Source organism: Spirabiliibacterium falconis, from assembly GCF_014885015.1.
Lineage (GTDB): Bacteria > Pseudomonadota > Gammaproteobacteria > Enterobacterales > Pasteurellaceae > Spirabiliibacterium > Spirabiliibacterium falconis.
This window is the reverse complement of record NZ_JABMIJ010000010.1, coordinates 1-26,834: the sequence shown is the minus strand read 5'-3', so window position 1 is coordinate 26,834 and position 26,834 is coordinate 1. Positions and strand designations below refer to the sequence as shown.

The following is a 26,834-nucleotide window of genomic DNA, read 5'->3' as shown; positions in this document are numbered from 1 at the left end:
ACCCCTTGCAAGTCTTTTTTGAGAAAAAACACTGCTTTTTTATCTGTTTGGTTATTTTTAAAACAAAAAGCCATCAATAATATGATTGATGGCTTTTCAATATGCTATTTGTTTGTATCAGGTGGTAATCGTTTTAAAGCAACAATTAATCCCCCCCAGATTATAAGAAGAGAAACGATCATCATAATGATTGCTGATGTGTTCATAATTACTCCTTATCAACCATTGTGGTTTGATTTACTGGTCCATCATTAAGCGCAACTTCCAATCCTTTTGCTTGACGTCGCTCTATTATTTTATAATCCAATTGTCGATCAAGAATTGGTGGTGCAATTGGGCTTCCATCAATATCATGCTGATATAATCCTGAGCGTTTAGACCAACTTAAACGGGATAAGATAAATGCAATAATTACGATACCAACAGCCATTCCCCACCCGAAGGTGTTCACAAACCATGTTGGATAACCACCATACCCTTCTGATAATCGTTTTACAATTTCAGTAATCAGAATATAACCTAAAATAATAGGTGTAATGCCACCAACAAAGATTTGCCATTTACGTCCTAATCTAAATGACGAGGTTGCATTGAGGTGATTACGTAAACTTGGCAATGCACATACTCCCGCTACTAAGAACATAACAGTGATAAGAGCAACAGATACAATACCAAAATTGTTGACAAAAGCATCAACTACATCAAGTAAAGCAAGCCCTGTTGTCGTTGGGAATAATAATACCGAAATCAGCATCATCGGAACACTTACCATTAAAGTTGCCTTAACTCGGCGAATTCCCAATTTATCTTGCACCGCAGCAATGATAACTTCCAATAATGAAATTAATGAGCTTAATCCTGCAAACACCAGTGAACCAAAGAATAAGACACCGATAAATTCCCCAAACGGTGCTTCAGAAATAATAGTTGGAAATGCAATAAAGGCTAAACCAATACCCGAAGCGGCTACTTCTGATACAGGTTTGCCTGCGGCAGCTGCCATAAACCCAAGTGCAGCAAACACACCGATACCAGCCAACAACTCAAAACTACTGTTCGCAAAGCCAACCACTAAGCCTGAACCAGTAAGATCTTCTTTTTTCTTCAAATAGGATGAATATGTGAGCATAATCCCAAAACCAACCGATAATGAGAAGAAAATTTGTCCATATGCTGCGACCCAAACACCTGCATCTGTTAACTTACTCCAATCTGGTGTAAACAGTGTATTTAATCCTTGAACCGCACCTGGTAAAAAGAGAGAGCGAATGACCAAGATCAAGAACATAATTAACAAAATTGGCATAAAAATTGATGAAGATTTTGCAATGCCTTTTTGCACACCGAATGCCAAAATAGTAATTACAATAATCCACACAGCCAATAATGGCCACGTAATTTGAGCAACAAATTCAAAACTCACGCCCGGCTCTTTTGCCATTTGTAAATAATCACCAAAGAAAAATGCTGACGGATCTGCACCCCAACTGTGATTAATGGAAAAATAGGTATATGAAATCGCCCAGCCGATGATCACGGCATAATAAATACTGATGATAAAGCAGATCAATACCTGCCACCAGCCGATGGTTTCCATACCACTAAATAAGCGACGAAATGCCAATGGCGGGGAGCCGCGATATTTATGCCCAATAGCATATTCCAAAAAAAGTAATGGAATGCCGGCCGTTAATAACGCAACCACATACGGAAAAATAAATGCTCCCCCACCGTTTTCATAAGCCACATAGGGAAAACGCCAAATATTTCCCAAACCCACCGCAGAGCCAATTGCGGCAAAAATAAATGCTCGACGCCCTGCAAATGTTTCACGTGAAGGTGGCGATTGTGTATTTGCCATGCTTCAAACCTCCTAAAAAATAAAATTCTGGAAAATGGGTAAGTCTTACTATTTTCTAACCAAACTTATGTTATACGATTATCACAACAAACAAAAGCCCAGCCCCAATATCGATCTCGATAGATTATGCTGATAAAAATTTAGAGTTTATGATAAAAAGTGCGGTAATAAATAAAAACCCGTTATAAATACAACACAACGGGTTTTTTACAGGATAAAAAACTGATTTAAATTAATTTGGGGTATAGTAAATCGGTGAATTTGGACCTACTGGTAGCCCTAAAACAAACACCCAAATAAAGAACATAAATGACCATGCCACCAAGAACGCCATTGAATATGGTAACATCATCGACACCAATGTGCCGACCCCAGCATCTTTTTTATACTTAATCACAACCGCCATGATAAGGCCAAAATAACTCATCATTGGCGTAATAATATTAGTAACAGAATCCCCGATGCGATAAGCGGCTTGGATCGTTTCTGGCGCATACCCCGCTAACATCAGCATTGGCACAAAAATGGGTGCTGTTACCGCCCACTGAGCAGACGCAGAACCAATCATTAGATTAATAAACGCACAGATTAAAATAAAGCCGATAAACAATAATCCACCATGTAAGCCAATTTCATTGAGGAAATTAGCACCTTTCACCGCAATAACTTGACCAATATTAGTCCAGTTAAAGAATGCAACAAATTGCGAGGCAAAAAAGATAATAACCAAATACAAGCCCAATGTGCTCATTGCACCCGCCATAGCATTGACGACATCTTTATCATTGCGGATAGATTTTGCGACCCAGCCATAGACAATGCCCGGAATTGCAAAGAGGAAAAAGATAAACGCAACAATGGATTTTAAAAACGGCGAGCCAGTGACTAAACCTGTTTGCGGATTTCGCAAAATACCATCGGCTGGTACAACTGTCCACGCCAGCAATCCACACAAGATCAGAAAGGTTATGCCAGCATAGCGTAATGCTTTGCGCTCTAAAGGGGTAACTTCATTTGATTCACGCAATGCGATTTCATCGCTATCAACTCCTCCCCCCTGATAAGGACCCAGTTGCGGCTCTACAATTTTTTCAGTAATAAAATACCCAATAATGGCGATCACAAATGTACTCGCACACATAAAATACCAGTTTGCTTCAACGCCTACGGTATAACTCGGATCAATAATTTGAGCGGCTTGCTGTGTAATCCCAGCCAAAAGTGGATCAATTGTTCCCAACAATAAGTTTGCAGAATAACCACCAGAAACCCCTGCAAAAGCCGCCGCAAGACCAGCCAATGGATGCCGCCCAAGCGAGTGGAAAATAATCGCCGCTAATGGCACCAACACCACATACCCTAATTCAGAAGCGGTGTTAGACATAATCCCTGCAAACACAATAGCAAGTGTGGTTAATTTCCGAGGTGCTTTGAGTACCACCAAACGCATGGTCGCCGACAATAAGCCTGAACGCTCTGCGATCCCCACCCCAAGTAATGCAACCAATACTGTGCCTAATGGGGCAAAATTAGTAAAATTTTTCACCAAGTTTGTGAAAATTTTCGCAATACCTTCCTGATTTAACAAGCTAACCACATGGATAACGCCATCGGCAGCACGTCCTTTTGCACCCTCAGGTCTAGGGTCAGGTACTGACCATCCCAAATAAGCCCCAACAGCAGAAGCGATTAATAATGCCATAATAAAAATGAAAAATAGCGTTACAGGATGGGGTAACGCATTACCAAGCCATTCCACCGTGCGTAAAAATCGGCTTCCTTGCGGATTTTCGGGTTTCTTCAATGTTGGATTGTTATTTTCCATGCACTCTCCTTTCGTCAGGCAATACAGTAAACTTAAATATGTTAACCTAAGAGAGTGTACTATACTACGCTGTCAAACCGCACCTTGAAATTTACATTTATTTAACACAGATCACAAAGTTTTATCACTTTCTGACCACATTAGCACGGGCTCGACTGCGGGCATATGCCCAAACCAAAGCTGAAAAGCATGAGCCGCTTGCCCCACCAGCATACCAAATCCATCAAAGCACGCATGTAAACCGCACTTTTGGGCAAAAGCAAGAAATGGCGTTGGCGCATCTTTGCTGTATTGCATGTCGTAGGCTGCACCGCACTTTTGCATAATATGTGGTGCAATATCAGCCACTTTGCCTTGTAACCCCAGTGATGTCGCATTAATCACCACCGCATACTCTTTTTCGGGAACGGCATCCAACCCATAGCAATCAATCTCGCCAAAAGGTGCAAACCGTGTAGCGACGGCCTGTGCGGTCGTCAATGTGCGGTTCGCTAACGTGACTTTCATTCCTGCTTGTAGCAAGGGCAATAATACCCCTTGCGTCGCACCGCCCGCACCCAAAATTAAGATACTCTGTCCTGCTTGCAACAAATTCAGGCGCTCAAGATCACTCACCAGCCCTGCGCCGTCGGTGTTATCCGCATAAATTGAGCCATCAGGGCGTTTTTTTAACGTGTTACTCGCCTGAGCCAATTCACAACGCTGGCTGTGCTGATCGGCAAAAGCAAAAGCCCTTGCCTTAAAAGGCGCAGTAATATTGCAGCCTTGCCCTCCACGCTCAAAAAAAGCTCGCAATTGTTGCTCGAAATGTACTTCATCCCCTAACAATCGCTCATATTCAAGTGCAATCCCAAATTGATTGGCAAACTGTTGCTGAATTTCAGGCGATCGACTTTGTGCAATCGGATTTCCCCATACCGCATATTGATTTTTCATTTACCCTAACCTTATGATTTTATCGGTGAAAATATCTCGAATTTCAGATGGATTTTGCTCCCCCCCGACCGCACTTTCATAAACAGGAAAATCATGACCAAATTGCTGTTTCACTTCATGCACCGTGCGACAAGGTGGCTGTCCTGAAAGATTTGCACTGGTAGAGGTTAGTGCCATTTGAGCCTGTTCACACAACCACACAACAGCGGGGTGCGAACAAAGTCGCACGGCAATGGTGTTAAATTTGCCTGTTAAAAAGTGCGGTGTGCCAGGTCGCACGGGCACGATCCAAGTAGTGGGGTGTGCATAACGTTGCGTTAATTTTGCCCAGTGTTGCGGTTGCATCGAGTTCGCATCAATAAAAGGACGCAGAAAATCTAAGTGCGGTGCAACTAAAATTAAGCCTTTTTCAATCGGGCGTTGCTTTAATGTTAATAATTGCATAACCGCACTTTCATTCGTTGGATCACAGCCTAACCCAAATACAGCTTCAGTTGGGTAGGCAATTACGTTACCGGCGTGAATTAATTTAATCAATGCTTGGTTAGTTTGCATTACACATCTCGTTTAAAAATATGGTGACATGCACGATTTGCGCACTGTAATTCCGTATCATTATGGGCAAAACTGAGCGGAAAACCACACTGTGGACAAGGTTGCTCAAGTGGCTTATGAGCTAAATTGAAGCGACATTTCGGAAAGTTATCACACCCGTAAAATGCTTTGCCTTGCCGCCCTCGACGCATCACTAAATGCCCTGTTTTGCAATGTGGACACGCAGGCAATCCTTGCTCTTCTGGTGGCGTATCACTGTGCATAATCACATCACAATCAGGATAATGGCTGCACCCAATAAACATACCGTACTGCCCTTGACGTAACACCAACGAATGACCGCACTTTGGACACAACATATCTAATACTTTAAGCACCTTGCTTTTATGCTGCTGTAACGGTTTGATAAAGTCGCACTGTGGGTACTGGCTGCAACCTAAAAAAAGCCCGTATTTTCCTGTTTTTAGTTGCAACACACCACCGCACTTTGGGCAGTATTCCTCTGCGGGGGTTGCGGGAGAAAAGAGTGACTTCGCCATACACTTATCCAAACGTTTTTGTTTATATTAACCACTTGAACAAATTTGGCAAGTTAGATACGACAATATCCCCCATCTTTACTCACCACAGCGCCTTCAAGCTCTAGATCTAACAATTGCGTCAACACCGCATTAACCGACAGCCCGCTAGCTTGTGCTAAATCATCGACACAAATCGGCTGAAATCCAATATGGGCAAACAGCACAGGGTGGCTAACAACCGCACTTTTATCAGAAATACACGCTTCAACGCTGGCGTTATCCTCCACATAATGCGGCTGAAATTGAATATTGTCTAAAATATCCGTGTAATCCTCTACCAACATTGCCCCTTGCTTGATGAGGGAATGCGTGCCACGGCTATACTGATTTTGCACAGCACCTGGTAAAGCAAACACATCACGATTTTGTTCCAGAGCATAACGTGCTGTAATCAGAGAGCCGCTTTTAATATCCGCCTCGACCACAAGCGTGCCTAAACTCAATCCACTGATAATGCGATTACGTCGCGGGAAATTTTCAGCAACGGGGGCTTGATCGGGCAAAAATTCAGATATCAATGCACCATGCTCAATGATCCGCTCCGCAAGGGCTTTATTACGTTTTGGGTAAATATGATTTAAGCCGCAACCAAGTACGGCAATGGTTCTCCCGCCGCAGTCCAGTGCAGCTTGATGACACACTCCATCAATGCCCAACGCCATACCACTGGTTATAACAAGCCCTTGCGTTGCCAACTTCTGTGCAAAATAAGCCCCCCAATAACGCCCATAATTGGAACATTCACGACTGCCCACCATTGCTAACTGTGGCTCACCCAACAACTTTGCCCGTCCTTGCACAAACAGTAACAGTGGTGCAGATGCAATTTGTTTGAGCAGAAATGGATAATCATCATCAAAATAACTGATCACCCTCTGACCGCACTTTTGCCCCCATGCCAACGCAGGTTCAATACTACGCGGCAACGGATTTTGCCACCGCCGAATTTGTGCGTCAGACCAACCTAATGCTTGTAAATCCGCACGTGTGGCTTTTAATAAAAAAGTCTCATCAACCTTTTTTAATAACGGCACTATTTTCCGCATCCCAAACTGCGGCAGTTGGTTTAAGCGTAATAAAAACTCAAGATTCATAGTATCCTCCAAATAAGAAGAGTAATAAAACCTTGAGTTTTTATAAATGAAACATGCCTTTTTTTGGATTTTAGGTCACAATTTTATTTTATGAGAAAAAGTGCAATATCAGGGAATAATATCAATAGTGTTAATAAAATTAGCTGAATACAAATAAAAGGTAAAACGGATTTAAAAATATCTGTCAATTCAATCCCCTCGGGTGCAACACTATGCAAGTAAAATGCCGCTGGTCCAAAAGGAGGAGACAAAAATGAAACCTGCATATTTACACAAAATAAAACACCGAACCAAATTGGATCAAATCCTAAATTTTGAACAATGGGAACAAAAATTGGCATTGTCAGCATTGCGATACCAATCCAGTCCAAAAATAATCCTAAGATGAAGAGAATGACCATCATTATAAGAATAATGCCTACTGGTGGCAGACCTGAGCCAACTAGCAGAGACTCAACAAAACGATTGCCCCCTACAAGATTATAGATTCCCACTAAGATATAAGCACCTAAACCAATCCACATAATCATTCCACATGTTTGCATCGTGGTATAGGAGGCTTCTTTAACTATCTTAAAACTTAGCTCTCGACGATATAATGAAGCACAAATAACAGCGATAACACCAACTGCGGCAGCCTCCGTTACTGAGGCTATTCCCCCATAAATGCTACCTAATACTAATAGTGCGATAGTAGCGGGTAATGCAATATCAATTCTTGCTTTCCATTTTTCTTCTTTACTAATTTCCCTATTCCTTTCTTCAATTGGAATAGCTGGCAACATATCTGGGTTCAATTTCCCTCTGATCACAATGTATAATAAATACATTCCTGCAAGTAAAAAAGCGGGGATAAAACTTGCGGTAAATAGATCACCAATGGAAACAGATGCAACCAATCCATAGATAATTAAAACAATGCTTGGAGGCACCATTGTTCCTAATGCACCTGATGCTACCACTGTGCCAATTGCAAGATTTTTATTGTAACCTAGTCTTAACATTTGAGGTAAAGCTAATAAACCCAATAAAACCGTTTCACCTCCAATTATGCCAGACATCGCAGCTAAAAATACGCCAATTAAAACCGTCTGCAATGCAACACCTGTACGAAATTTACGTGTTGTTAACCACATTGCATTATATAAGTCTTTCGCTATTCCTGTTTTGTCAAGCAAAGAGGCCATTAATACAAACATTGGGACTGCTAATAGTGAATAACTGGTCATAAATCCATATACTCTATTCACTATCATCGGTAATATATCTGGAGAAAACCAGCCAACTGCCAATAATGTTGCAACTAAACCTGTTAAAAATGCAAGAGGTACGCCTGTTACTAACAATAAACACATTATAATGAACATTAAAGTCGTAACCGCTTCAATCCCTATTTCTGACAAACCAAGCATAACTCCCCTCCTAACACCTATTACTTTTTATTTTACAAATAACCTGAATACAAAAAAGTGCAAATAAAATAAAAATAGAGATTTTCAAAATTCCTGGAATAGGTGGATTCCAAGCTGATCCCGAACGTTCTAGCAATAACTCGCCTGATGGAGATAAAACGGACTTTTTTGCAATAAAAAAACTTGCATAAGCCAGTAAAAATAAATAAATTAACGTTATTAAATTCCCAAAAAACTCCAGCTTTTTTCTCGTCGACATAGAGACCCTATCAAGCAAGATAGGAACCCGAATGTGTTTATCTCTACCATATGAAAATAGCCCTGCATAAATCATTAAAAATGCCGCTAATGCAATACTTGTTTCATGCACCCAATCTGTAGGACTATTAAATATATAACGGGAAACTATTTCATAAAAAGAAATAATAACAATCAGTAAATAAAACCAAGATAGATAATGACCTATTTTTTCTATACAACAATCAAGAAAGGTCATATCATTTTTTTTCACATTATCTTGTTTCATAAAACACTCCTGTGAATTATAAGCCTTTTGAAAATATCAAAAGGCTTATCAATAAATACTTATTTAATCATTCCTTTATCTTTTAAATAAGTCATTACAGTATCATAGTATTTTTGAGACATTGATGATTTTTTTGCCCATTCTGGCCACATTTTTGTTGCGATTTCTCTAACTTTTGAAACCTCTGATGGTTCCCAAACAATTATAGTAATGTCATCTTTTAAGTGTTTAACGGCTTCTTCATCAAGCTTTTGATGCATAGCCAAAAAGCCCTCAGCATAGTTTTTCCCCTCTTTATTTAAAACCTCTTTTAGATCTTCAGGTAATTTGTCATAAATATTCTTATTTAAAGTAACCTGATTAACAGGCATTGAATGCCAGCCAGGATGTATCGGATATTTTGCAATATCATTCATACCATTAGCCTCATTTCTTGCAAAAATTGAGTAATCTGAAGCATCAATGACCCCTTTTTCTAAAGATGTATAAACCTCCGATCCCGGTAAATTCACAGGTGATGCACCTAAATTTTTAAATAAGACTTGGACTAATCCTTCTGGTGCTCTCACCTTTATACCTTGTAGTTCACTTATATTTCTAATTGGCTTTTTAGAAACTAAAGATTCTACGCCTACCGTACTTACAGCAAGTAATTGCACACCGTATTTATTTAATAACTCATTGGCTACATTAAACCCACCACCATGATACATAAAATCAATCAGATCTTGAGGATTACTCCATGCACCAATTAAATTTCCATATAAAGCAAAAGCTGGATCTTTACCAGAAAAATAAGATGGATCTGTAAAATCACCTTGAATAATATTCATTCCAATAGAATCTAATGTCTGATTATGTTCAACCACAGAACCTGCGCCAAGAACATTAATGTGAATTCTTCCATTGGAGGATTTCTCAACATTTTTAGCCCAGTTTTGTTGATACTTAAAAGCATCATCCCCCGGTTGATCTGAAGATTGAAAATTCCAATTATACTCTGCTGCACAAACACTCATAGATAGAGTTAATAATGAAATAGACATTCCTAACTTTTTATAAATATTCATAACCAATTCCTTATTCAAGTTAAAAATAATTTTACCATTCAGCAAAAGAACCATCTTCATGTCGCCAAATTGGATTTCGCCACTGTGTAAATATTTTATCTTGTGATCTTATAAATTCTTCATCTATATGAACCCCTAATCCATCATCTGATAAAATCTCACAATATCCTTGATTAAATTCAAAAACCTCCTTATTTGTTATATAGTCCAATACATCACACCCTTGATTATAATGAATGCCAATACTTTGCTCTTGAATAACCGCATTAATTGTACTCATATCACAATGCAACGAAGACGATAATGCGATAGGTCCTAACGGACAATGAGGTGCAATAGCAATATCATAAGCTTCAGCCATAGAGGCTATTTTTTTCAGCTCTGTTATACCTCCACAATGGGAAACATCTGGCTGAATAATATCAACACCGCCACTACTTAAAATTTGCTTGAAATTCCAACGAGAATATAATCTTTCACCGGTGGCAATTGGAATAGCACCATATTGTGCAATTTCCTTTATTGAATCAAAGTGCTCTGATAAAACAGGCTCTTCTACAAACATCAAACGAAACGAAGAAAGCTCTTTCATTAATATTTTTGCCATTGCTTTATGAACTCGTCCATGAAAATCCACAGCAATGCCAAAGTGCGGATCCGTAGCATCTCTTACAGCCTGAACTCTCTCCAATAAAGCATCAACCTTCGAATAATTATCAATAAAATTTAACTCTTCTGTTGCATTCATTTTGATAGCAGTAAATCCCATATTTTTTCTTTCTCTGGCCATTTTTGCCACATCATTTGGCCTATCACCACCAATCCATGAATACATCCTCATCTTATCGCGACATTTTCCGCCAAGTAATTGATATACAGGTGTACTAAAATACTTACCTTTAATATCCCATAATGCTTGATCTATACCCGCTAGTGCGCTCATCATAATAGGTCCGCCACGATAAAAAGATGAGCGATAAAGCACATTCCAATGATCTTCAATATCTAATGGATTTTTTCCAATCAAATAATCCATTAACTCACTAACACAAGCATGCACACTATATGTTCTCCCCTCAAGGCAAGGTTCTCCCCAACCAACAATACCTTCATCTGTCACGATCTTTAAAAATCCCCAGCGGGGTGCAACCATAAATGTCTCAAAATCAACGATTTTCATCTCTATCCATTCCTTAAAATCAAAATCTTGTATGACAAGAATATAATAAATAAAAAATGAATATTCTGTGATCAATGTCAAAATAAAAATAATTAAATCACTAAAATAATTTTCATAAAATTCATAAAAACACTATAATAAATTTAATTTATTCTTTTTATAATAAGTAGTTATGCTAAAATCAAACTTTATCGCTAAGAGAATACTCAACCAAATTATCACTGGAAAATATGAAGCCAACACACCACTACCTGGCGAAAATGAATTATGCCTATATTTTGGTGTTTCACGAACATCTATAAGAACTGCATTACAATCAATAGCACGTAAAAAAGTTATTACTATCCAGCCCAAAAAAAGTAGTGTTATAAATCCTATTGAAGAGTGGGATTGGTTAGATAATGACATTTTAGAATTATTTATGAATCATAAAAAAAATGATTACCTAATCAAAAAACTTCTTATGTCAAGATTAATTTTTGAACCTAATATATGTGTACAAGCAGCAATGAATAGAGATCAAAAAGATATATCAAAAATTGAGTTAGGATTAAATATGATGAAAAGTGCGGTTAAAGAAAAAAACCGTGATTTATTTTTGAAAGGAGATAATATATTCCACAACAATATAATAAAAGCCTGTAAAAATCCTTTTTTATCATCATTAAATAATATGTTAACAACATCAATGCAAATCACATTTAATAAAACATTAGAAACTGATTTACAGAAATCACTGCCTGCAATAGAGCGCCACGAAGAGCTACTAATATCAATTAAAAATCAAAATTACAGTGAAGCTAAAGCAATATCTAAGCAAATCATTCTTACTGCAATAGAAAAAAACATTAAAGATCAAGATATTATGTACATTGCAAATTATTTATAATACGCTTTATTCATTCATCAAAAACCATTACAATAATTAGTTAAACCCTTTTTTACAGTAAGAATTATGAGTATTTTACCGATTTTAAAATATCCTGATGAGCGGCTGCGCACTAAGGCAGTCCCAGTGACTCACGTTGATGATGAAATTCGTACTTTAGTGGACAATATGTTTGACACGATGTATGAAGATCAAGGTATTGGGCTGGCTGCAAGTCAAGTCGATGTGCATAAGCGTGTGATTGTGATTGATATTGAAGGCGATAAACAAAATCAATTAGTGCTAATTAACCCTGAGATTATTGCCTCCAGTGGTGAAACAGGCATTGAAGAAGGCTGTTTATCTATTCCAACTTGTCGTGGATTTGTGCCGCGCAAGGAAAACGTTACCGTAAAAGCACTCGATCGTGATGGTAAGGAATTTACCCTTGAAGCAGACGATTTATTAGCCATTTGTATTCAGCATGAAATTGATCATTTAAACGGCGTGCTGTTTGTGGACTATTTATCGCCACTCAAGCGGCAACGTATTAAGCAAAAAATGGAAAAACTAAACCGTTTAGCGAGCCGTTAATGATGACACATAACGAACCTCTAACGATTATTTTTGCGGGTACCCCTGAGTTTGCAGCTGATCATTTGCAGGCATTGCTTGATAGCCGACATAAGGTGGTGGGCGTTTATACGCAACCAGATAAGCCCGCAGGGCGAGGCAAGCAGTTAACCCAAAGTGCGGTTAAACAATTAGCTCTTGCCCATAATTTGCCTGTATTTCAACCGAAAAGCCTGCGTGATGAGGCGGCACAAGCGCAATTGGCACAACTGAATGCGGATGTGATGGTGGTAGTCGCTTATGGTTTACTGCTCCCTCAAGCCGTGCTGGATATACCGCACTTTGGTTGTTTGAATGTGCACGGCTCGTTACTCCCTAAATGGCGTGGAGCTGCGCCTATTCAGCGTGCAGTATGGGCTGGCGATGATGAAAGCGGTGTCACCATTATGCAAATGGACGCAGGCTTAGATACAGGCCCTATGCGCCATGAAGTGCGCTGTTCCATGGATAAGAACGAAACTGCTGCAAGCCTCTACGGGAAACTGGCAAAAATCGCACCAAGTGCACTTTTAACGGTACTGGATGGATTGCGAGAAGGAAAATATCCTCCCGTAGCACAAGATGACACACAAAGCTCTTATGCCCAAAAGCTGAGTAAAGCAGAAGCTAAATTAGATTGGCAACAAAGTGCGGTACATCTAGAGCGTTGCATTCGTGCATTTAATCCATGGCCGATGAGCTTTTTTCCTCACACCGATCCACAAGGCAAAACGCATAACATTAAAGTGTATCACGCCGATGTTCTGAACAATTCACAATGTGTAGCACCAGGCACCGTAATATCATTTGATAAACATGGATTGTGTATTGCCTGTGGTGAAGGGGCACTGAATATCACTGAGCTACAACTGCCAGGCAAAAAGCCTATGTCGGTGGCGGATTTTGCTAATGGACGAGCTCACTGGTTTGAGGTTGGGCAGGTACTTGAATGAAGCAAACCGCACTTTCCACTCGCGCAGCCGCCGCACAAATTATCTTACAAGTGCGCTACCAGGGGCAATCTCTTGCAACATTGTTGCCTGATTACCAAAGCCAAATTAAAGTGCAAGATATGCCTCTACTGCAAGAAATTTGCTTCGGTATTTGCCGTGTCTTGCCACGCCTAGATAACATTATCGCACGATTGCTGACCAAACCATTGAAAGGCAAAACGCGTATTGTGCATTGCCTGTTGCTCGTGGGGCTTTATCAACTTCTTTACACACGCATTCCAGCTCACGCAGCCGTAGATGAAGTTGTTAATGCCACCAAAGCCCTAAAAATGACGAGCTTTCGTGCGTTAGTTAATGGCGTGTTACGCCGCTTTTTGCGTGAACAAGAGAGTATTTTGGCGCAGGTCGATAAGCATTGGCAAACGCTACACCCAGAGTGGTTAGTCAATCAACTGAAAAAAGATTACCCAACACAATGGCGCGACATCATTGATGCCAATAATGCCAAACCGCCAATGTGGTTACGAGTAAACACAAACAAAATGCAGGTAGAAGAGTATCTCTCTGCGCTTGCTGAACATAATATTGTGGCGTATCGTGGCGAACCTGACTGTGCTATTCGTCTTGAAAGTCCTTGTGCGGTGGAAAAATTACCGCACTTTGCACAAGGTGCTATTACAGTGCAAGACTGCCACGCCCAATGGGCGGGCATTTTGCTAGGCGCACAATCTGGCGAGCACATTTTAGATGCCTGCGCAGCGCCAGGCGGCAAAACTACCCACATTCTTACACTGGCACCCAACGCACAAGTCACCGCGCTGGATATTGAGCCCATGCGACTCATGCGTGTGAAAGAAAATCTAGCCCGTATGGGGCAACACGCCAATGTGATTTGTGGTGATGCCAGTCGCCCTGAACAATGGCTAGCAGAGGGAACGCTGTTCGACCGCATTTTACTCGATGCACCTTGTTCAGCAACAGGTGTTATTCGTCGCCACCCTGATATAAAATGGTTGCGTCAAGAAAGTGATATTGCCTCTTTAGTTGCACTGCAAAATGCCATTTTGACCGCACTTTGGCAAAAATTAAAGGTCGGCGGAACACTGCTTTATGCGACATGTTCACTACTAAAAGCTGAAAACTCACAGCAGATCGCTACATTTTTGCAACAGCATAGCGATGCAAAACTCGTACCACTGTTTGAGCAACATGAAAGTGCGGTTGGCTGGCAATGCCTGCCGCAAACAGAGGGCGGTGATGGCTTTTATTATGCAAAATTAATCAAAACGGCGATATAAGGAATTCAATGAAAATTATCATTCTCGGTGCAGGGCAAGTAGGCGGCACCCTCGCAGAAAATCTGGTCAGCGAAGACAATGATATTACGGTGATCGACAATGATCAGCAACGGCTGAATAATCTGCTTGATAAATATGATCTTCGCGTTGTGTTTGGTAATGCCGCTTCGCCGCGCGTTTTACGCGAAGCGGGGGCGGCAGATGCGGATATGTTGGTTGCAGTGACTAGCAGTGATGAAACCAATATGATAGCCTGCCAAATTGCCTACACGTTATTTGGTACGCCAACCAAAATTGCACGCATTCGCAATAATGACTATTTGCGTGAAAAAGAGCGGTTATTTCAAACGGATGTGCTGCCCATCGATCATATTATTGCCCCAGAGAAACTGGTCATTGAAGATATTGCTAACCTGATCGATTATCCTGGTGCAATGCAAATTGCCCATTTTGCGGATAAGCGTATTAGCCTTGCGGTGGTAAAGGCCTATTACGGCGGCCCATTGGTGGGCTACGCCATTTCTGCGTTAAAAGAACATTTGCCCCATATTGACGCACGCATTGTTGGCATCACACGTCAAGACCGCTACATTCGCCCACAAGCCTCAACCATTATTGAAGCGGGTGACGAAGTGGTGTTTATTTGTGCCACAGCCCATATTCGTGCGGTGATGAGCGAGCTGCAACGCCTTGAACGCCCTTACCGACGCGTGATGATTGTTGGCGGTGGCAATGTGGGTGCAGGCTTAGCAAAATTATTGGAAGATAAGTGCCGCGTTAAGTTAATTGAGCGTAACCCACAACGGGCAGAAATATTAGCAGAAAAATTACCCAAAACGTTGGTATTCACAGGGGATGCGTCCGATCAATCTCTGCTGTTTGAAGAACATATCGATAACATTGATGTTTTTTTCGCACTTACCAGTGATGATGAAGCAAATATTATGTCTGCACTGCTGACCAAACGTTTGGGGGCTGCAAAAGCGATGGTGCTTATTCAACGCCTTGCCTATTTGAATTTAATTCAGGGTGGTACGATTGATATTGGTATTTCACCACAACAATCCACCATTTCTGCATTGTTGACATATGTACGCAAGGGCGATATTAAAAATGTTGCCCTACTGCGTCGTGGAAATGCGGAGGCTGTGGAAATTATCGCCCATGGCGATAGCACCACATCACATGTTGTGGGGCGGAAATTAAGCGAAATAAAACTGCCACCCACTTGCATTGTTGGGGCAATTTTACGCAACAATGAGGTCATCATCGCCAAAGACAGCACACTCATTGAAGACGGTGATCATGTGGTGATTTTTTTAAATGACAAAAAACAGATCCCCGATGTGGAAAAACTCTTTCAGCCAACACCATTTTTTATTTAATTATGTTTAATTCAACATTTTTACTCTACACATTAGGCTCGGTGCTAAATAAGATAGCACTGTTGATGTTAGTACCACTTGCCACCGCACTTTTCACGAATGGCGCGGGGTTAAGTGAGTTTGTACAAGCCTTTATTTTAATTTTTAGTGTTGGCTTTCTTTTCACATTGAAAAAACCCGAACGCATGCAACTGCGGGTGCGAGATATGCTGCTGCTTACCGTGCTGATTTGGTTTACGATAAGCCTATTTGGTGCGCTCCCATTTATTTTTATTAAACATATTTCACTGACGGATGCTTATTTTGAAACCATGTCGGGACTGACCACTACGGGCTCAAGTGTCTTATCTAATTTAAGCGAAATTGCACCGAGTTTGTTAATGTGGCGAGCCATGTTGCAGTGGATTGGTGGCTTAGGGGTAATCGTGATGGCGGTAGCGATATTGCCATTTTTAAATGCTGGAGGCATGACGCTTTTTCGCTCCGAATCCTCCGATTGGTCTGAAAAAAGCATGCCACACACCAAAGACATCGCTAAAAACATTGTGCAGTTCTACCTCATTTTGACCGCACTTTGTATTATTAGCTATATGCTCACAGGCATGACGTTATACGATGCCATCAATCATACCTTTACCACAATTTCAACGGGAGGATTTTCATCTCGTGATGGTGGTATGGGAGAATTTCCACCCGCTACCCAGTGGGTATGTATTCTCTTTATGTTTTTGGGATCACTGCCCTTTTTGCTCTATATCCAAGCTGCCCATAAACGCCGCCTTTCTATTTTACTGCGCGATCAACAAGTGCGCGGGTTTGCGGCATTTGTCATTGTTGTCAGCCTTGCTATGGCGGCTATTCTTTATGTCAACCGCACTTATGATCTTCACGACAGTATCCGTATTAGTCTATTTACCTTGATTAATATTATGTCCACCACCGGTTACACATTAGCAGATTTTGACACATGGACAAGCACCACAACGATCGTATTTGCTTTTGCATTCTTACTGGGCGGCTGTTCTGGTTCAACTGCTGGCGGTATCAAAATTTTCCGTTTTCAGATTATGTTTACCTTACTAAAACGAGAAATAAAAAAACTCATTCACCCCAATAGCATTCATCCAATTCAGTTTAACCGTAAAAAAGTGTCCGATGACACATTGATGGCAATTATTGTATTTATCTTTTGTTTTTGCAGCTCTATTGTCGTGCTCTCTATTTTACTGGCACTTACTGGCATGGCACCACTTGATGCGCTCAGCAGTGCGATGACCTCACTTGGCAATGTCGGTCCAGGGCTTGGACCAAACGTCGGACCTAGTGGCAACTTTGCTGACGTGCCAGATATTAGCAAGTGGTTAATGTCCATTGGCATGTTACTTGGACGGTTAGAAATTATGACATTATTGGTGCTAATTTTCCCGAGCTATTGGCGGAAGTAATGTAAATAATTAACACCTTATAAAATAACACTTTACATTTTTTTAATAGTGACTATAATACCGCCAATCTTTTTTATAGATTATTTTTTAACCATTAAGGACTAATAATTATGAGTATGATGAAAGAATTCCGCGAATTTGCAATGCGCGGTAACGTAGTAGATATGGCTGTCGGTGTGGTTATCGGTGGCGCATTTGGTAAAATTGTCAGTTCATTTGTGGGCGATGTCATTATGCCTGTGTTGGGCTTACTCACTGGTGGCGTGGACTTCAAAGACCTAAACATCGTGTTAAAAGCAGCGGTGGGCGAAACACCAGCCGTTACGTTAAACTACGGTGCATTTATTCAAACCGTATTTGATTTTGTCATTATTGCGTTTGCAATTTTTATGGTCATCAAAGGTCTAAACAAAATGAAAAAAGAACAGCCAAAAGAAGAGCCAGCCCCCGCTGCACCTTCTGCTGAAGAAACATTATTGACCGAAATTCGCGATTTATTAAAAACCAAACAATAATCGCCATCGCATAAAAAACCTTCTCAAATGAGAAGGTTTTTTATATTAGAACATCTCGGCATCACGCAGAAAATGGCGATTGCCTCGCCGCCACAAAAAACCGCACTTATCATAATATTCGATCAACTGCACCGTTAATTTTCGTCCAAATCCAAGCGCATCACGCAACTCATTGACCGAAATTCCATCATGATGTTGGATATGCGATTTAATTAATTTAGCTATACGGTCAATCTCTTCACTCAGAAAAAAGCGATCTCGCACCACGGGAATTAAATATCCTAGTTTACCTGCCTTATAGAGAAAATTACGCATTTCATGCTCGGGTAAATCCAGCATACTCGCCAGATCACGCACCCAGATTGCGTGATCTTGGCTGGCAAAAATAGCATATACTTTCTGCCAAAGTGCGGTTTCCTCCGCATTAAACGCAATTTTGTGACTTGGTAGATGCAACCAACCACGGCTTTGCTGCACAGCTTTTTCGCTCAATAATTGCTCAATCACATAAAACATCACCGCACTTGGCTGTTTTATTGCAGCAATACGCGCCAAACGGGCTTTGGCTACCCCTAAGTGATCGGGATTATCGTGATGATATTGCGCTAAACTCTCAATGATCCGCTGTCGTAATTGCAGACGAGTAGGCACATCAAAACAAAAATCCTGCACGCAATCAAACCCTAATTGCTGTTGATAAGCATAAAACTGCTCTGACGTAAGCTGCTCAATCCAGCACAATCGCTGCTTTTCTAGGCTATTGTGTTGCAAATATAGTGCGATACGAGCCGCTTGACTATCCGCATTAACCAACTTCCATAAATACGCCAAACGCGCGGGGCTTCGTTTATACCGCGTTGGCGAATCAACTTCGATCACCTTTGCACCCGCAAATGTTTGGCTATTATCTGCATTACGCAAAATTAGCTTATCCTGTGCACATAAAAATAACGGCTGTTGCAAAATCAGCTCCGCTAGAACCTTTTCGCCTTGCTGTGCTTGCTGCGTTTCAAGGAGCGTACATTTTCCCACAATGTGATTCGCAGCGTGATAAATATGCACAGGCTGTGACACATTCACCCCTTGAGCAAGGGTAAGAAGCACCGTTATCCGATCCGTTGCAAACGCATGAGGCGTGTCAAACAACCAATCGCCACGCTGAATTTGTCCACTTTCTCTACCCGCTAAATTAAGTGCCAGCCGCTCGCCCGCCAAGCCAACTACATTGACTTGATTTTGAGCATGAATATTTTTCACTCGCACAGGATTTGCCATCGCAGAAGACAAATACAGCATATCATCACACTTAATATTGCCACTAAATGCCGTGCCTGTTACCACCGTTCCCGCCCCTTTAACAGTAAAAGTGCGGTCAATCGCATAACGAAACGGATTTTTATGTGTGTTGTCATTATCCAGACCAGAAAGCCGTTGTCGTAACGCCTCAATCCCTTGCCCTGTTAACGTTGATGTGATGAAAAACGGGCTATCTTTTAAGCACGCATAACGCTGTTGAAGTGTACGCTTGCATTGCTCAACCGCACTTTCATGCACTTTATCCGCTTTCGTAATCGCCACAATAATTTGCTTAAAATCCAGCAGTGTCAAAATAGTTAAATGCTCTTCTGTTTGCGGCATAATGCCTTCATCGGCAGCAACCACCAATAACGCATAATCAACCCCGCCCAAGCCTGCAAGCATGTTGGATAAAAATTTCGCGTGCCCTGGCACATCGATAAAACCCAAAATTCGCCCATCATCTAACGGCAAATAGGCATAACCGAGATCAATGGTCATCCCCCGCCTTTTTTCTTCGGGCAAATGCGCGGTGTTTTTACCCGTTAATGCTTCAATAAGTGCGGTTTTGCCATGATCCACATGACCACTGGTTGCAATAATCATAATTCGTCCACGCTGGATAATAAGGCTTCAAAATCTGCCACAGAACACACATCAAGCCACAATTTTTGCTGCTCAATACGCCCAATAATGGGCTGACTAAGCTGTTTTAAACTACGCACCAGCTGCATTAAATCGGCATTTTTCTCACTTAACGGCGTTAACGTTACCGCATAAGACGGCAAGCGAAAATCAGGCTGCGAACCACTGCCAATTTGAGCCGCACTTGGAGCAACTGCTATCGCATAATCGTGCTGTAGTTTTTCGTGTAATTTTTGCGCCAATCGCACCGCACTTTGCTCTAAATCGGCTCTATCTTGCGTTAAATGACGCAACGTTGGGTTATTCTCCCTGATTTTTTCAGGAAAGAGATAATCGCGCAACGTGCCTTCCAAACCACTTAAAATCACTTTATCGCAACGTAGCACCCGTTTTAAGGGATGGCGTTGCAGTTGATCAATTAACGCTTTTTTACCCACAATAATTCCCGCCTGCGGGCCACCAAGCAGTTTATCGCCTGAAAAACAGACCAAATCCACCCCCTCTTGCAACATCGCTTTAGGCGTAGGTTCATAAGGCAAGTCGAATTGGGTTAAATCCAACAACGCACCACTGCCAAGATCACTCACCAACGGAATCGCATGTGTCTGGGCTAACTGCGCCAGTGCTTGCTCACTCACACTTTCCGTAAAGCCACTGATATGATAATTACTTGGGTGAACTTTCATTAAAAGTGCGGTATTTTCGCCGATATTGTCTTGATAATCCGCCAAATGTGTGCGGTTGGTTGTGCCAACTTCTTTTAATATGCACCCCGCTTGTTGCATAATATCAGGGATACGAAACGCACCACCAATTTCCACCAACTCGCCACGCGAAATGACCACCTCTTTGCCTTTAGCAAAGGTACTTAAAATTAACAACACTGCAGCCGCATTGTTATTCACTACACATGCTGCTTCACACTCACACAACTGTGCCAACAACTGACTAACAAATTCATCACGATGACCACGTTCTGCTTTTTGCAAATCAAATTCCAATGCCACATTATTTCGCATCGCATTAATCGCTGACTGCTGTGCACGCAAAGACCACAACGACCGCCCCAAATTGGTGTGCAACACCGTTCCTGTAAGGTTATGCACTGGTTTCATTTTAACCTGTGCTTGCATGGTTAAATCATGCTGCAATTTTTTATATAGCATAGAAAAATCAGTGAGATAACGAGGAAAAGGGTGCTGATTCGCAATAGCTTGACGTGCTAATTGTAAAATGAAACGCAACTGTTCCACCACCGCACTATGCCCAAATTTAGCCACCAACACCTGCCCTTCAGGCGTATTGATCACCTTATCCACACTGGGTAAATCACGATAAAGTTGCGTCATAAATTATCCTTTTGCAATGATGTTTAATGCTATTTTAATGAAAATAGCGTATAATGCCACTGCTTTGGAAGGTCGTCGTTTCCGGTGAAGCGGCAGGACTTCAAATCCTGTTAAGGCTGCCAGCAGTCTTGGGTGGGTTCAACTCCCATGACCTTCCGCCAATTTTCCTATCTCTGCTTTACATAACATCAAACTCATCAAGCACACCCAAACACCCCATTCAATCCCACTGAGTAGGACGATTTGAGCAGGACGAGGTCGCCGTTTTGTAGGTGGTGGGTGAGTTGTGTTTTTAGGGTTTCGGTGTTGGGGTAGCGGTGGCATGGGCGGTGGTGTTGTGCCAGCACGTCGGCGGTGTGTTGCACGCTATCGCCAACTAAAATAATGTCGCGCGCGGGCGTTTGCATGATGGCGTGCGCCAGTTCGCGGTGATATTGTGCCGACTGCTCGCCAAGTTCGAGCATGTCGCCGAGAATCAACACTTTTTGCGACGGCGTGTGGCTGTCGATTTGGGCGAAATATTCTAGCGACGCGGCCATGGAAAGCGGGTTGGCATTGTAGGCGTCGTCGATCACGTCGATGATTTTGCCGTCGTATGCCGTCTGAAAACGGCTGCCTCTGCCTGCCACGGGGTGGAAACTGGCTAAGGCGGTAATTGTGTGTTGGAGATTCAAGCCGAAATGTTGCACGACTGCCAACACGGCAAGGGCGTTGAGTGCTTGGTGTTTGCCTGTGGCAGCAAGTTGCAGGGTGTGCCTTGTGCCGTCGGGCAACATAATGTGCGCTTGAAGGGGCGAATACTCAAGCAAGCGGATGTCTGCTTCAGCGTGCTCACCGTAGCTAATCATTTGCAAGCCTTTTTGCTCGGCGGCTTGGCGAATCATGTCAAACTGGGCAATATCGCGGCACACAATGGCCACACCGCCGCGGTTCATGCCGCTGAAAATACGTGATTTTTTCACCGCAATGTTCTCTACATTACCGTGATACGCCAAATGCGCTGGCGCAATATTGGTGATGATGGCCACATCGGGGCAGACCAATTCACTGTTGAGCTGCATATTGCCAATCGCCATTTCCAGCACCCAAAAATCGGCTTGCGGCGGCATGCTGGCCATGTTCCACGCAATGCCAACGGGCAAATTGGCGCTGGCCAAGGTTTGCGCCACCTCGGCAACTGCGCCCAAGGCGTGGGCAAGCATGGCCACGGTGGTGGTTTTGCCTGCGCTGCCCGTCACGCCGACCACCTGCCCTGCAAAGCCCTTGCGCCTTGCCTTGCCGATCGCCAACACGGCTTTGCGTATATCTTTCACCCACAAAACAGGAATGGCGGTTTTCACTTGATAATCGGGGTCGTCGGTGATCACACCGCTGGCTCGCCGTGCCAACGCATTCACGCTCACGGGTGGCAAATAGCCCTTGCTCATTTCCCGCCCGCGCGCCACCAGCAGATGCCCTGCTTGGAAACTTTTCGGCCACACGCACACACCGCTGGCCTGCCAATCGCCCTCTGGCTTCACTAGCCACTTGCCTTGCGTGATGCGGGGCAAACTCTCGGCATTGAGCGCCACGGCTTGATGCGGTGTGGTATTGAGGCCGTCTGAAAGTGCGATTTCTGCCAACAGTTGACGATAGGCAATCAAGCCCGATAAGTAATGCTCGACATCATCAATGCGCACCCGAAAGCCGTGATGACGGATAAACATGCCGTGCAAAATGCTTTGCGGGGCTTTGAAAAACATCGCCATTTCGGGGAAGAAAAAGCCGTTGATCAGATAATGTGCACGGGTGTGCAAGGCCTCATAAAATGCCGCCACGTCGAAGCCTGCCAACACATCTTGACGATAGTCGGGAAAATCATCGAGCTTGAGCAACATTTGGTGAAAGGCGATGGAAAGCTCAAGCAGTGTTGGGAAGGTGGTGATACGGTTTTTGATGAAATCCACATAGCCTTGCACGTTTCGTACCGCAAAGGCGAAATATTTTTTCTCGGGCAAGTATTTCACCAATTCGTTGGAGCAGTAAGACAGCCAGTGATCGTGGGCTTTTTCGTGGTGGTTGGCGATAAAATAATCGAAGGCTTTGACCACGCAATCAAGCCAGCGGCGGTCTTGGGTCAGCCCAAAAAGGCGCATCAGGGCGAAGGCGGCTTCGCCGTCGTAGTAAATAATGCGTTGCTCGGCTTTCACGCTTAAATCGTGGGCGTGCAACACATGCACAAACTGCCCGTTTTCTCGCTGCATCGCCACAATGCCGAGTGCCAATTGTTCGCACAAGGCGAGGTAGTCCGACCGCACTTTGCTTTCGGGGAAGACGCTGAGGTATTTCACCAAGGCCAAAATCGCCACCGCATTCGCCCCCAATTTGATTTCGTCGCCCGTATCGACCACATAGGCTTTGTCGTCGTAATAGCGGATGCCGTCTGAAAGCAGAAATGCCAAGGCGGCATCGATTTGCTGCTGCATTTGTGCTAAAGATTCAGGCGTGGCACGCTGTGGGCTGATGGCGTTTTCAGACGGCATCACTGGGCATTGCAAGGCGTGTTGCAAGGCTTCATAGCCCTCAATCAGGGCATAGGTGCTGCTGGCGTGGCGGAGCATATTGTAGGTGGCAATGGTTTTGCCAAAACAAGGAAAATGCCCGTATTCATATTGCCCTGTCGGGCGAACCTGCCTGCCGAGATAGTGGGCGGCTAAGTCGATCAGCTCTTCGGTGAGTGGCAAATCGAGCTGGCGAATATCACGGTGGCCTTGAAAGCGTGGCACGCTTGAAAGTGAATGGATTTGCTGGGTTTGTGCATCGGCAAACACGCCTGCCGTCTGAAACATCCAAACCGCACTTTCAGGGGCGAAATCGGGCATTTGGCTGCTGCCGTGTCGGGCTTTGAGGTAGCGTTCGAGGTTGCCTTGGTTGATCGCCGCCGACACCGCTTCGTTGCCCGTGTAAAGGCAGGCGTTGGCGTTGAGCTCCATTTCGGTGAGCAAGAGCCACGGTTCACGCACGCCTCGAAACGCCAAGCCTGAGCGGAAATAATTGCGTTTATAGCGATCAAGCTCCGCTGGCAAGGCTTGCCACGAGTAGGCTTTGGCAGAAACCACCCACTCCAAGCGGAGGTAAATCAAGGGCTGTGTAAACTTGGCTTGCATGTTGGTCAAGCAGTGTTGCACCGCAGCTGCCAACGCGTCGGCATGCCATTGTGCGTTGTCGAACCACAAGGTTTGCACCTTCGCCCGTGCCACGCCGTCGCTCGCCGATACAATCAGCACCTTATCTAATTCACTGCTCGCCCTTGCCTTCGCCTGCCTTGCCACCGCATCGCACAACTGCCGTATCAATCCCTGTTCCATAGCCTTCTCGTTGTTTTTGTTTCGTTTATCCCACATCGTTCCATTGTATAGCCCTGCTCGGGATTACTCAACCGCACTTTTATCGCTTTCATTAATATGATGCCGTCTGAAACGTGGAAAAAACACAAAGTGCGGTCTCACGCACATAAAAAAGCCCACCGCCAAGGGTGGGCTTGCTTCGCATCATGCGATTATGCGATGAAGTTTGCGTTGGTCAACAACTCATCAAGCGTGGCGGCGTTGCTGCCGTTCACAGTGATGCTGTTGTTGTACTCGTGGTTTGGTTCGCCCGACGTGAAGGTAAGTTTGTGTTCACCTGCATTCCACTGCGCATCGTATTCAGACTTGAATACATCTGCGCTAGAGATGCCCACGAAGGTCAGTTTGTCACCCTCAGCGGCATTGAAGTCGGTGATGGTGTCATCTCCGTTACCGCCTTTGAGGTTGTAGACAAACTGATCTGCACCTGCGCCACCGGTGAGGGTGTCGTTGCCTGCACCACCAATAATGATGTCATCACCGATACCACCATTGATAATATCGTTACCACCGGCATTGCCATTGTCCAGCAAACTGCTCCAGTGTTCTTCGATATAGTCATAGACTTGTTTTTCAGTTGCAGGCATCGTACCACCATTTTCAGTGAATTTGATGTATTGCTGCAAGCCACTCAGGCCCATGCCGTCGTGCGTACCAGCTTGATGATCTTGCCACGACAAATTATCTGTATTGATACTGTCGCCAAAGATAACATCATTACCGTTACCTGCATTGATCGTATCGTCATCACCAGTTAATGGTTTAACTTCAGTAGACCCTGTTTTCAGTGCGGTTGTAATATTCTCTTCAGTACCATTAATTACAACTGCATCACCTCGCTTGTGCCCTTCCAGATCAGGCTGACGCCAGTTTGGTACGTCAGGATATGTCGATGGCACATAAGCTTCTCCACCATTATTTGGCGTATTATCAAAGAAGTGCAGCACCTCTCCCGCATTTTTAAACTCAGAATCACCACCATTAGCAGCCATCAAGCCGACAGCATTCACTTTAGCAACCTCTGCTAATTTATCAAAAGCTTTAAGGGTTGCTTGAGCGACATTCTTATTGGTTGGATCATTAAAGTTATAACCATTTGGCACGCCATCAGTAACAAAGTAGGCTACATTTTCATAACCATTATTACTGTGTGCTTTGAACCATGTGGTTGCATCCTCAAAAGCAAACTCATATACCGTACCATTGGCAAGCTTTTTGGCTCGCATCGTGTCACCGGCTTTATTTTTCCAACTGTCAATTTCATTCACAAACTGGTCAACATTAGAAGGATTCAAGCCTTTCAACTCTTTTACAATCTTCGTACCATTTGAGAACAACATCAGTGCAGCATCAACGTCACCTTCATGATTTGCCAAGTCAGTCAACAAGGTTTTCACCGCTGCTTTAGATGGTCTCCAAACCTGATATTTGTCCATTGAAGGAGTAACATCAAGCATAATCAATGCATTGTAATTAGCTCCCGGTGTAACAATCGTATTCAAGCCTCCTTTATCACCGATGATCACATCATTATCAGTCGTTGAAGGATGCATTACGTTTGGATCAACAGGATCTGTTTCACTAGGACCATTTACCGATGGCGAATTTGGTTCTGCAACAGTATCCTTTCCGTTGCTGCCAATCACCAAATTACCCTCTTTAACGTCAGGATCAATGATTGCACTATCATCAGCTTTCGGGCTCACGTTATCGGCTTTATCGCTTATAGTTGCTTCCGCCTTCAAGGTTTTCTCATCTGCCGGCAGCTGGTCTTTGGGCAGATGTACCGTGATGCCGTTGTCGATCTGATCTTGACTGGTGATGGTAACCACTTCTTCTTTATCGAAGTTACCGTCGCCATTAGTATCGATCTTCACGGTTACTTTATCACCGATTTGTGGCGCAGTTTTGTTGTCAGACTTATCAAAGGTCACTTTGATGTCGACGCCATCTTTGCGCTCATCGGGTGTGAGGTGACCGTCATTGTCGCTGTCTGATGTGATCTCAACGTTCGGCTTCGCAGGTGCAGTCACGTCTTTAGC

At 43.1% G+C, this 26,834-nt stretch carries 22 protein-coding genes and 1 tRNA gene; 8 read left to right on the top strand and 15 right to left on the bottom strand.

The genetic code is table 11. The annotated features are described in order from the left end of the window. Positions 1–104: 104 nt before the first annotated feature. The 11 genes from HPC40_RS09490 to dgoD form a co-directional block, all read right to left on the bottom strand. Positions 105–182 carry a MetS family NSS transporter small subunit gene (locus HPC40_RS09490; protein ID WP_408021823.1) on the bottom strand — a complete coding sequence of 26 codons (78 nt, stop codon included), beginning with the start codon at positions 180–182 and terminating at the stop codon, positions 105–107. A 26-nt stretch (positions 183–208) separates the two neighbouring features. After that, on the bottom strand, positions 209–1,861 hold the full coding sequence (locus tag HPC40_RS06595) for a sodium-dependent transporter (RefSeq protein ID WP_208118706.1): 1,653 nt from the start codon (positions 1,859–1,861) through the stop codon (positions 209–211). Between the two features lie 232 nt (positions 1,862–2,093). Continuing rightward, positions 2,094–3,686, bottom strand: coding sequence for an AbgT family transporter (locus HPC40_RS06590; protein ID WP_208118705.1), 1,593 nt, complete (start codon positions 3,684–3,686; stop codon positions 2,094–2,096). A 111-nt stretch (positions 3,687–3,797) separates the two neighbouring features. Next, complete coding sequence (aroE, locus tag HPC40_RS06585; protein ID WP_208118704.1) at positions 3,798–4,622, bottom strand: shikimate dehydrogenase; 825 nt, start codon at positions 4,620–4,622, stop codon at positions 3,798–3,800. Next, positions 4,623–5,177, bottom strand: a complete 555-nt coding sequence (locus HPC40_RS06580) for a Sua5/YciO/YrdC/YwlC family protein (RefSeq protein WP_208118703.1) — start codon at positions 5,175–5,177, stop codon at positions 4,623–4,625. It lies immediately after the preceding gene. Continuing rightward, positions 5,177–5,716 (bottom strand): DNA topoisomerase family protein, encoded by a 540-nt coding sequence (locus HPC40_RS06575; RefSeq protein ID WP_208118702.1) that lies wholly within the window; start codon positions 5,714–5,716, stop codon positions 5,177–5,179. Before HPC40_RS06575 ends, HPC40_RS06580 begins: the two co-directional genes overlap by 1 nt. Positions 5,717–5,769: 53 nt before the next feature. Beyond that, positions 5,770–6,852, bottom strand: a complete 1,083-nt coding sequence (gene dprA, locus HPC40_RS06570) for a DNA-processing protein DprA (RefSeq protein WP_208118701.1) — start codon at positions 6,850–6,852, stop codon at positions 5,770–5,772. Between the two features lie 83 nt (positions 6,853–6,935). Continuing rightward, on the bottom strand, positions 6,936–8,264 hold the full coding sequence (locus HPC40_RS06565; RefSeq protein WP_208118700.1) for a TRAP transporter large permease: 1,329 nt from the start codon (positions 8,262–8,264) through the stop codon (positions 6,936–6,938). Between the two features lie 10 nt (positions 8,265–8,274). Beyond that, positions 8,275–8,790, bottom strand: coding sequence for a TRAP transporter small permease subunit (locus HPC40_RS06560; RefSeq protein WP_208118699.1), 516 nt, complete (start codon positions 8,788–8,790; stop codon positions 8,275–8,277). A 59-nt stretch (positions 8,791–8,849) separates the two neighbouring features. After that, positions 8,850–9,860, bottom strand: coding sequence for a TRAP transporter substrate-binding protein (locus HPC40_RS06555; RefSeq protein ID WP_208118698.1), 1,011 nt, complete (start codon positions 9,858–9,860; stop codon positions 8,850–8,852). 31 nt (positions 9,861–9,891) lie between these two features. Continuing rightward, complete coding sequence (gene dgoD / locus HPC40_RS06550; protein WP_208118697.1) at positions 9,892–11,040, bottom strand: galactonate dehydratase; 1,149 nt, start codon at positions 11,038–11,040, stop codon at positions 9,892–9,894. A 172-nt stretch (positions 11,041–11,212) separates the two neighbouring features. Between dgoD and HPC40_RS06545 the strand changes: the two genes are divergently transcribed. The 7 genes from HPC40_RS06545 (at position 11,213) to mscL (ending at position 18,116) form a co-directional block, all read left to right on the top strand. Then, positions 11,213–11,929, top strand: coding sequence for a FadR/GntR family transcriptional regulator (locus tag HPC40_RS06545; RefSeq protein WP_208118696.1), 717 nt, complete (start codon positions 11,213–11,215; stop codon positions 11,927–11,929). A 66-nt stretch (positions 11,930–11,995) separates the two neighbouring features. Next, complete coding sequence (gene def / locus HPC40_RS06540; RefSeq protein ID WP_208118695.1) at positions 11,996–12,502, top strand: peptide deformylase; 507 nt, start codon at positions 11,996–11,998, stop codon at positions 12,500–12,502. Further along, positions 12,502–13,473 carry a methionyl-tRNA formyltransferase gene (gene fmt / locus HPC40_RS06535; RefSeq protein ID WP_208118694.1) on the top strand — a complete coding sequence of 324 codons (972 nt, stop codon included), beginning with the start codon at positions 12,502–12,504 and terminating at the stop codon, positions 13,471–13,473. Before def ends, fmt begins: the two co-directional genes overlap by 1 nt. After that, entirely contained in the window at positions 13,470–14,771 is a 1,302-nt protein-coding gene (gene rsmB, locus HPC40_RS06530) for a 16S rRNA (cytosine(967)-C(5))-methyltransferase RsmB (protein WP_208118693.1), read from the top strand. Before fmt ends, rsmB begins: the two co-directional genes overlap by 4 nt. A gap of 8 nt (positions 14,772–14,779) precedes the next feature. Then, a complete protein-coding gene (gene trkA, locus HPC40_RS06525; protein ID WP_208118692.1) occupies positions 14,780–16,156 on the top strand; it encodes a Trk system potassium transporter TrkA in 1,377 nt (458 codons plus the stop codon). 65 nt (positions 16,157–16,221) lie between these two features. After that, on the top strand, positions 16,222–17,601 hold the full coding sequence (locus HPC40_RS06520; protein ID WP_235972341.1) for a TrkH family potassium uptake protein: 1,380 nt from the start codon (positions 16,222–16,224) through the stop codon (positions 17,599–17,601). Between the two features lie 110 nt (positions 17,602–17,711). Further along, the gene (mscL, locus tag HPC40_RS06515; protein ID WP_208118690.1) at positions 17,712–18,116 is read left to right on the top strand and encodes a large-conductance mechanosensitive channel protein MscL; all 405 of its coding nucleotides are present in this window, start codon (positions 17,712–17,714) and stop codon (positions 18,114–18,116) included. A 45-nt stretch (positions 18,117–18,161) separates the two neighbouring features. Here the strand turns inward: mscL and selB are convergent, their stop codons facing one another. Further along, on the bottom strand, positions 18,162–20,018 hold the full coding sequence (selB, locus tag HPC40_RS06510; RefSeq protein WP_208118689.1) for a selenocysteine-specific translation elongation factor: 1,857 nt from the start codon (positions 20,016–20,018) through the stop codon (positions 18,162–18,164). Continuing rightward, positions 20,015–21,406, bottom strand: a complete 1,392-nt coding sequence (gene selA / locus HPC40_RS06505; RefSeq protein WP_208118688.1) for an L-seryl-tRNA(Sec) selenium transferase — start codon at positions 21,404–21,406, stop codon at positions 20,015–20,017. Before selA ends, selB begins: the two co-directional genes overlap by 4 nt. A gap of 66 nt (positions 21,407–21,472) precedes the next feature. Here selA and HPC40_RS06500 point away from each other — a divergent pair. Continuing rightward, a tRNA-Sec gene (locus HPC40_RS06500) sits at positions 21,473–21,567 on the top strand. A gap of 36 nt (positions 21,568–21,603) precedes the next feature. Here HPC40_RS06500 and HPC40_RS06495 read toward each other — a convergent pair. Together HPC40_RS06495 and HPC40_RS06490 are read right to left on the bottom strand one after the other, a co-directional pair. Further along, a complete protein-coding gene (locus tag HPC40_RS06495) occupies positions 21,604–24,753 on the bottom strand; it encodes a UDP-N-acetylmuramoyl-tripeptide--D-alanyl-D-alanine ligase (RefSeq protein ID WP_208118687.1) in 3,150 nt (1,049 codons plus the stop codon). A 191-nt stretch (positions 24,754–24,944) separates the two neighbouring features. Continuing rightward, a partial coding sequence (locus tag HPC40_RS06490; protein WP_208118686.1) for a vWA domain-containing protein occupies positions 24,945–26,834 on the bottom strand: 1,890 nt, incomplete at its 5' end.

Coding starts and splice junctions, on each gene's coding strand:
- HPC40_RS09490 (WP_408021823.1), bottom strand. CDS start 182: ATGATCGTTTCTCTTCTTATAATCTGGGGGGGATTAATTGTTGCTTTA.
- trkA (WP_208118692.1), top strand. CDS start 14,780: ATGAAAATTATCATTCTCGGTGCAGGGCAAGTAGGCGGCACCCTCGCA.
- selA (WP_208118688.1), bottom strand. CDS start 21,406: ATGACGCAACTTTATCGTGATTTACCCAGTGTGGATAAGGTGATCAAT.
- HPC40_RS06590 (WP_208118705.1), bottom strand. CDS start 3,686: ATGGAAAATAACAATCCAACATTGAAGAAACCCGAAAATCCGCAAGGA.
- HPC40_RS06495 (WP_208118687.1), bottom strand. CDS start 24,753: ATGGAACAGGGATTGATACGGCAGTTGTGCGATGCGGTGGCAAGGCAG.
- HPC40_RS06555 (WP_208118698.1), bottom strand. CDS start 9,860: ATGAATATTTATAAAAAGTTAGGAATGTCTATTTCATTATTAACTCTA.
- mscL (WP_208118690.1), top strand. CDS start 17,712: ATGAGTATGATGAAAGAATTCCGCGAATTTGCAATGCGCGGTAACGTA.
- rsmB (WP_208118693.1), top strand. CDS start 13,470: ATGAAGCAAACCGCACTTTCCACTCGCGCAGCCGCCGCACAAATTATC.
- HPC40_RS06575 (WP_208118702.1), bottom strand. CDS start 5,716: ATGGCGAAGTCACTCTTTTCTCCCGCAACCCCCGCAGAGGAATACTGC.
- fmt (WP_208118694.1), top strand. CDS start 12,502: ATGATGACACATAACGAACCTCTAACGATTATTTTTGCGGGTACCCCT.
- HPC40_RS06595 (WP_208118706.1), bottom strand. CDS start 1,861: ATGGCAAATACACAATCGCCACCTTCACGTGAAACATTTGCAGGGCGT.
- aroE (WP_208118704.1), bottom strand. CDS start 4,622: ATGAAAAATCAATATGCGGTATGGGGAAATCCGATTGCACAAAGTCGA.
- def (WP_208118695.1), top strand. CDS start 11,996: ATGAGTATTTTACCGATTTTAAAATATCCTGATGAGCGGCTGCGCACT.
- HPC40_RS06520 (WP_235972341.1), top strand. CDS start 16,222: ATGTTAGTACCACTTGCCACCGCACTTTTCACGAATGGCGCGGGGTTA.
- dprA (WP_208118701.1), bottom strand. CDS start 6,852: ATGAATCTTGAGTTTTTATTACGCTTAAACCAACTGCCGCAGTTTGGG.
- HPC40_RS06545 (WP_208118696.1), top strand. CDS start 11,213: ATGCTAAAATCAAACTTTATCGCTAAGAGAATACTCAACCAAATTATC.
- HPC40_RS06580 (WP_208118703.1), bottom strand. CDS start 5,177: ATGCAAACTAACCAAGCATTGATTAAATTAATTCACGCCGGTAACGTA.
- HPC40_RS06565 (WP_208118700.1), bottom strand. CDS start 8,264: ATGCTTGGTTTGTCAGAAATAGGGATTGAAGCGGTTACGACTTTAATG.
- HPC40_RS06560 (WP_208118699.1), bottom strand. CDS start 8,790: ATGAAACAAGATAATGTGAAAAAAAATGATATGACCTTTCTTGATTGT.
- dgoD (WP_208118697.1), bottom strand. CDS start 11,040: ATGAAAATCGTTGATTTTGAGACATTTATGGTTGCACCCCGCTGGGGA.
- selB (WP_208118689.1), bottom strand. CDS start 20,018: ATGATTATTGCAACCAGTGGTCATGTGGATCATGGCAAAACCGCACTT.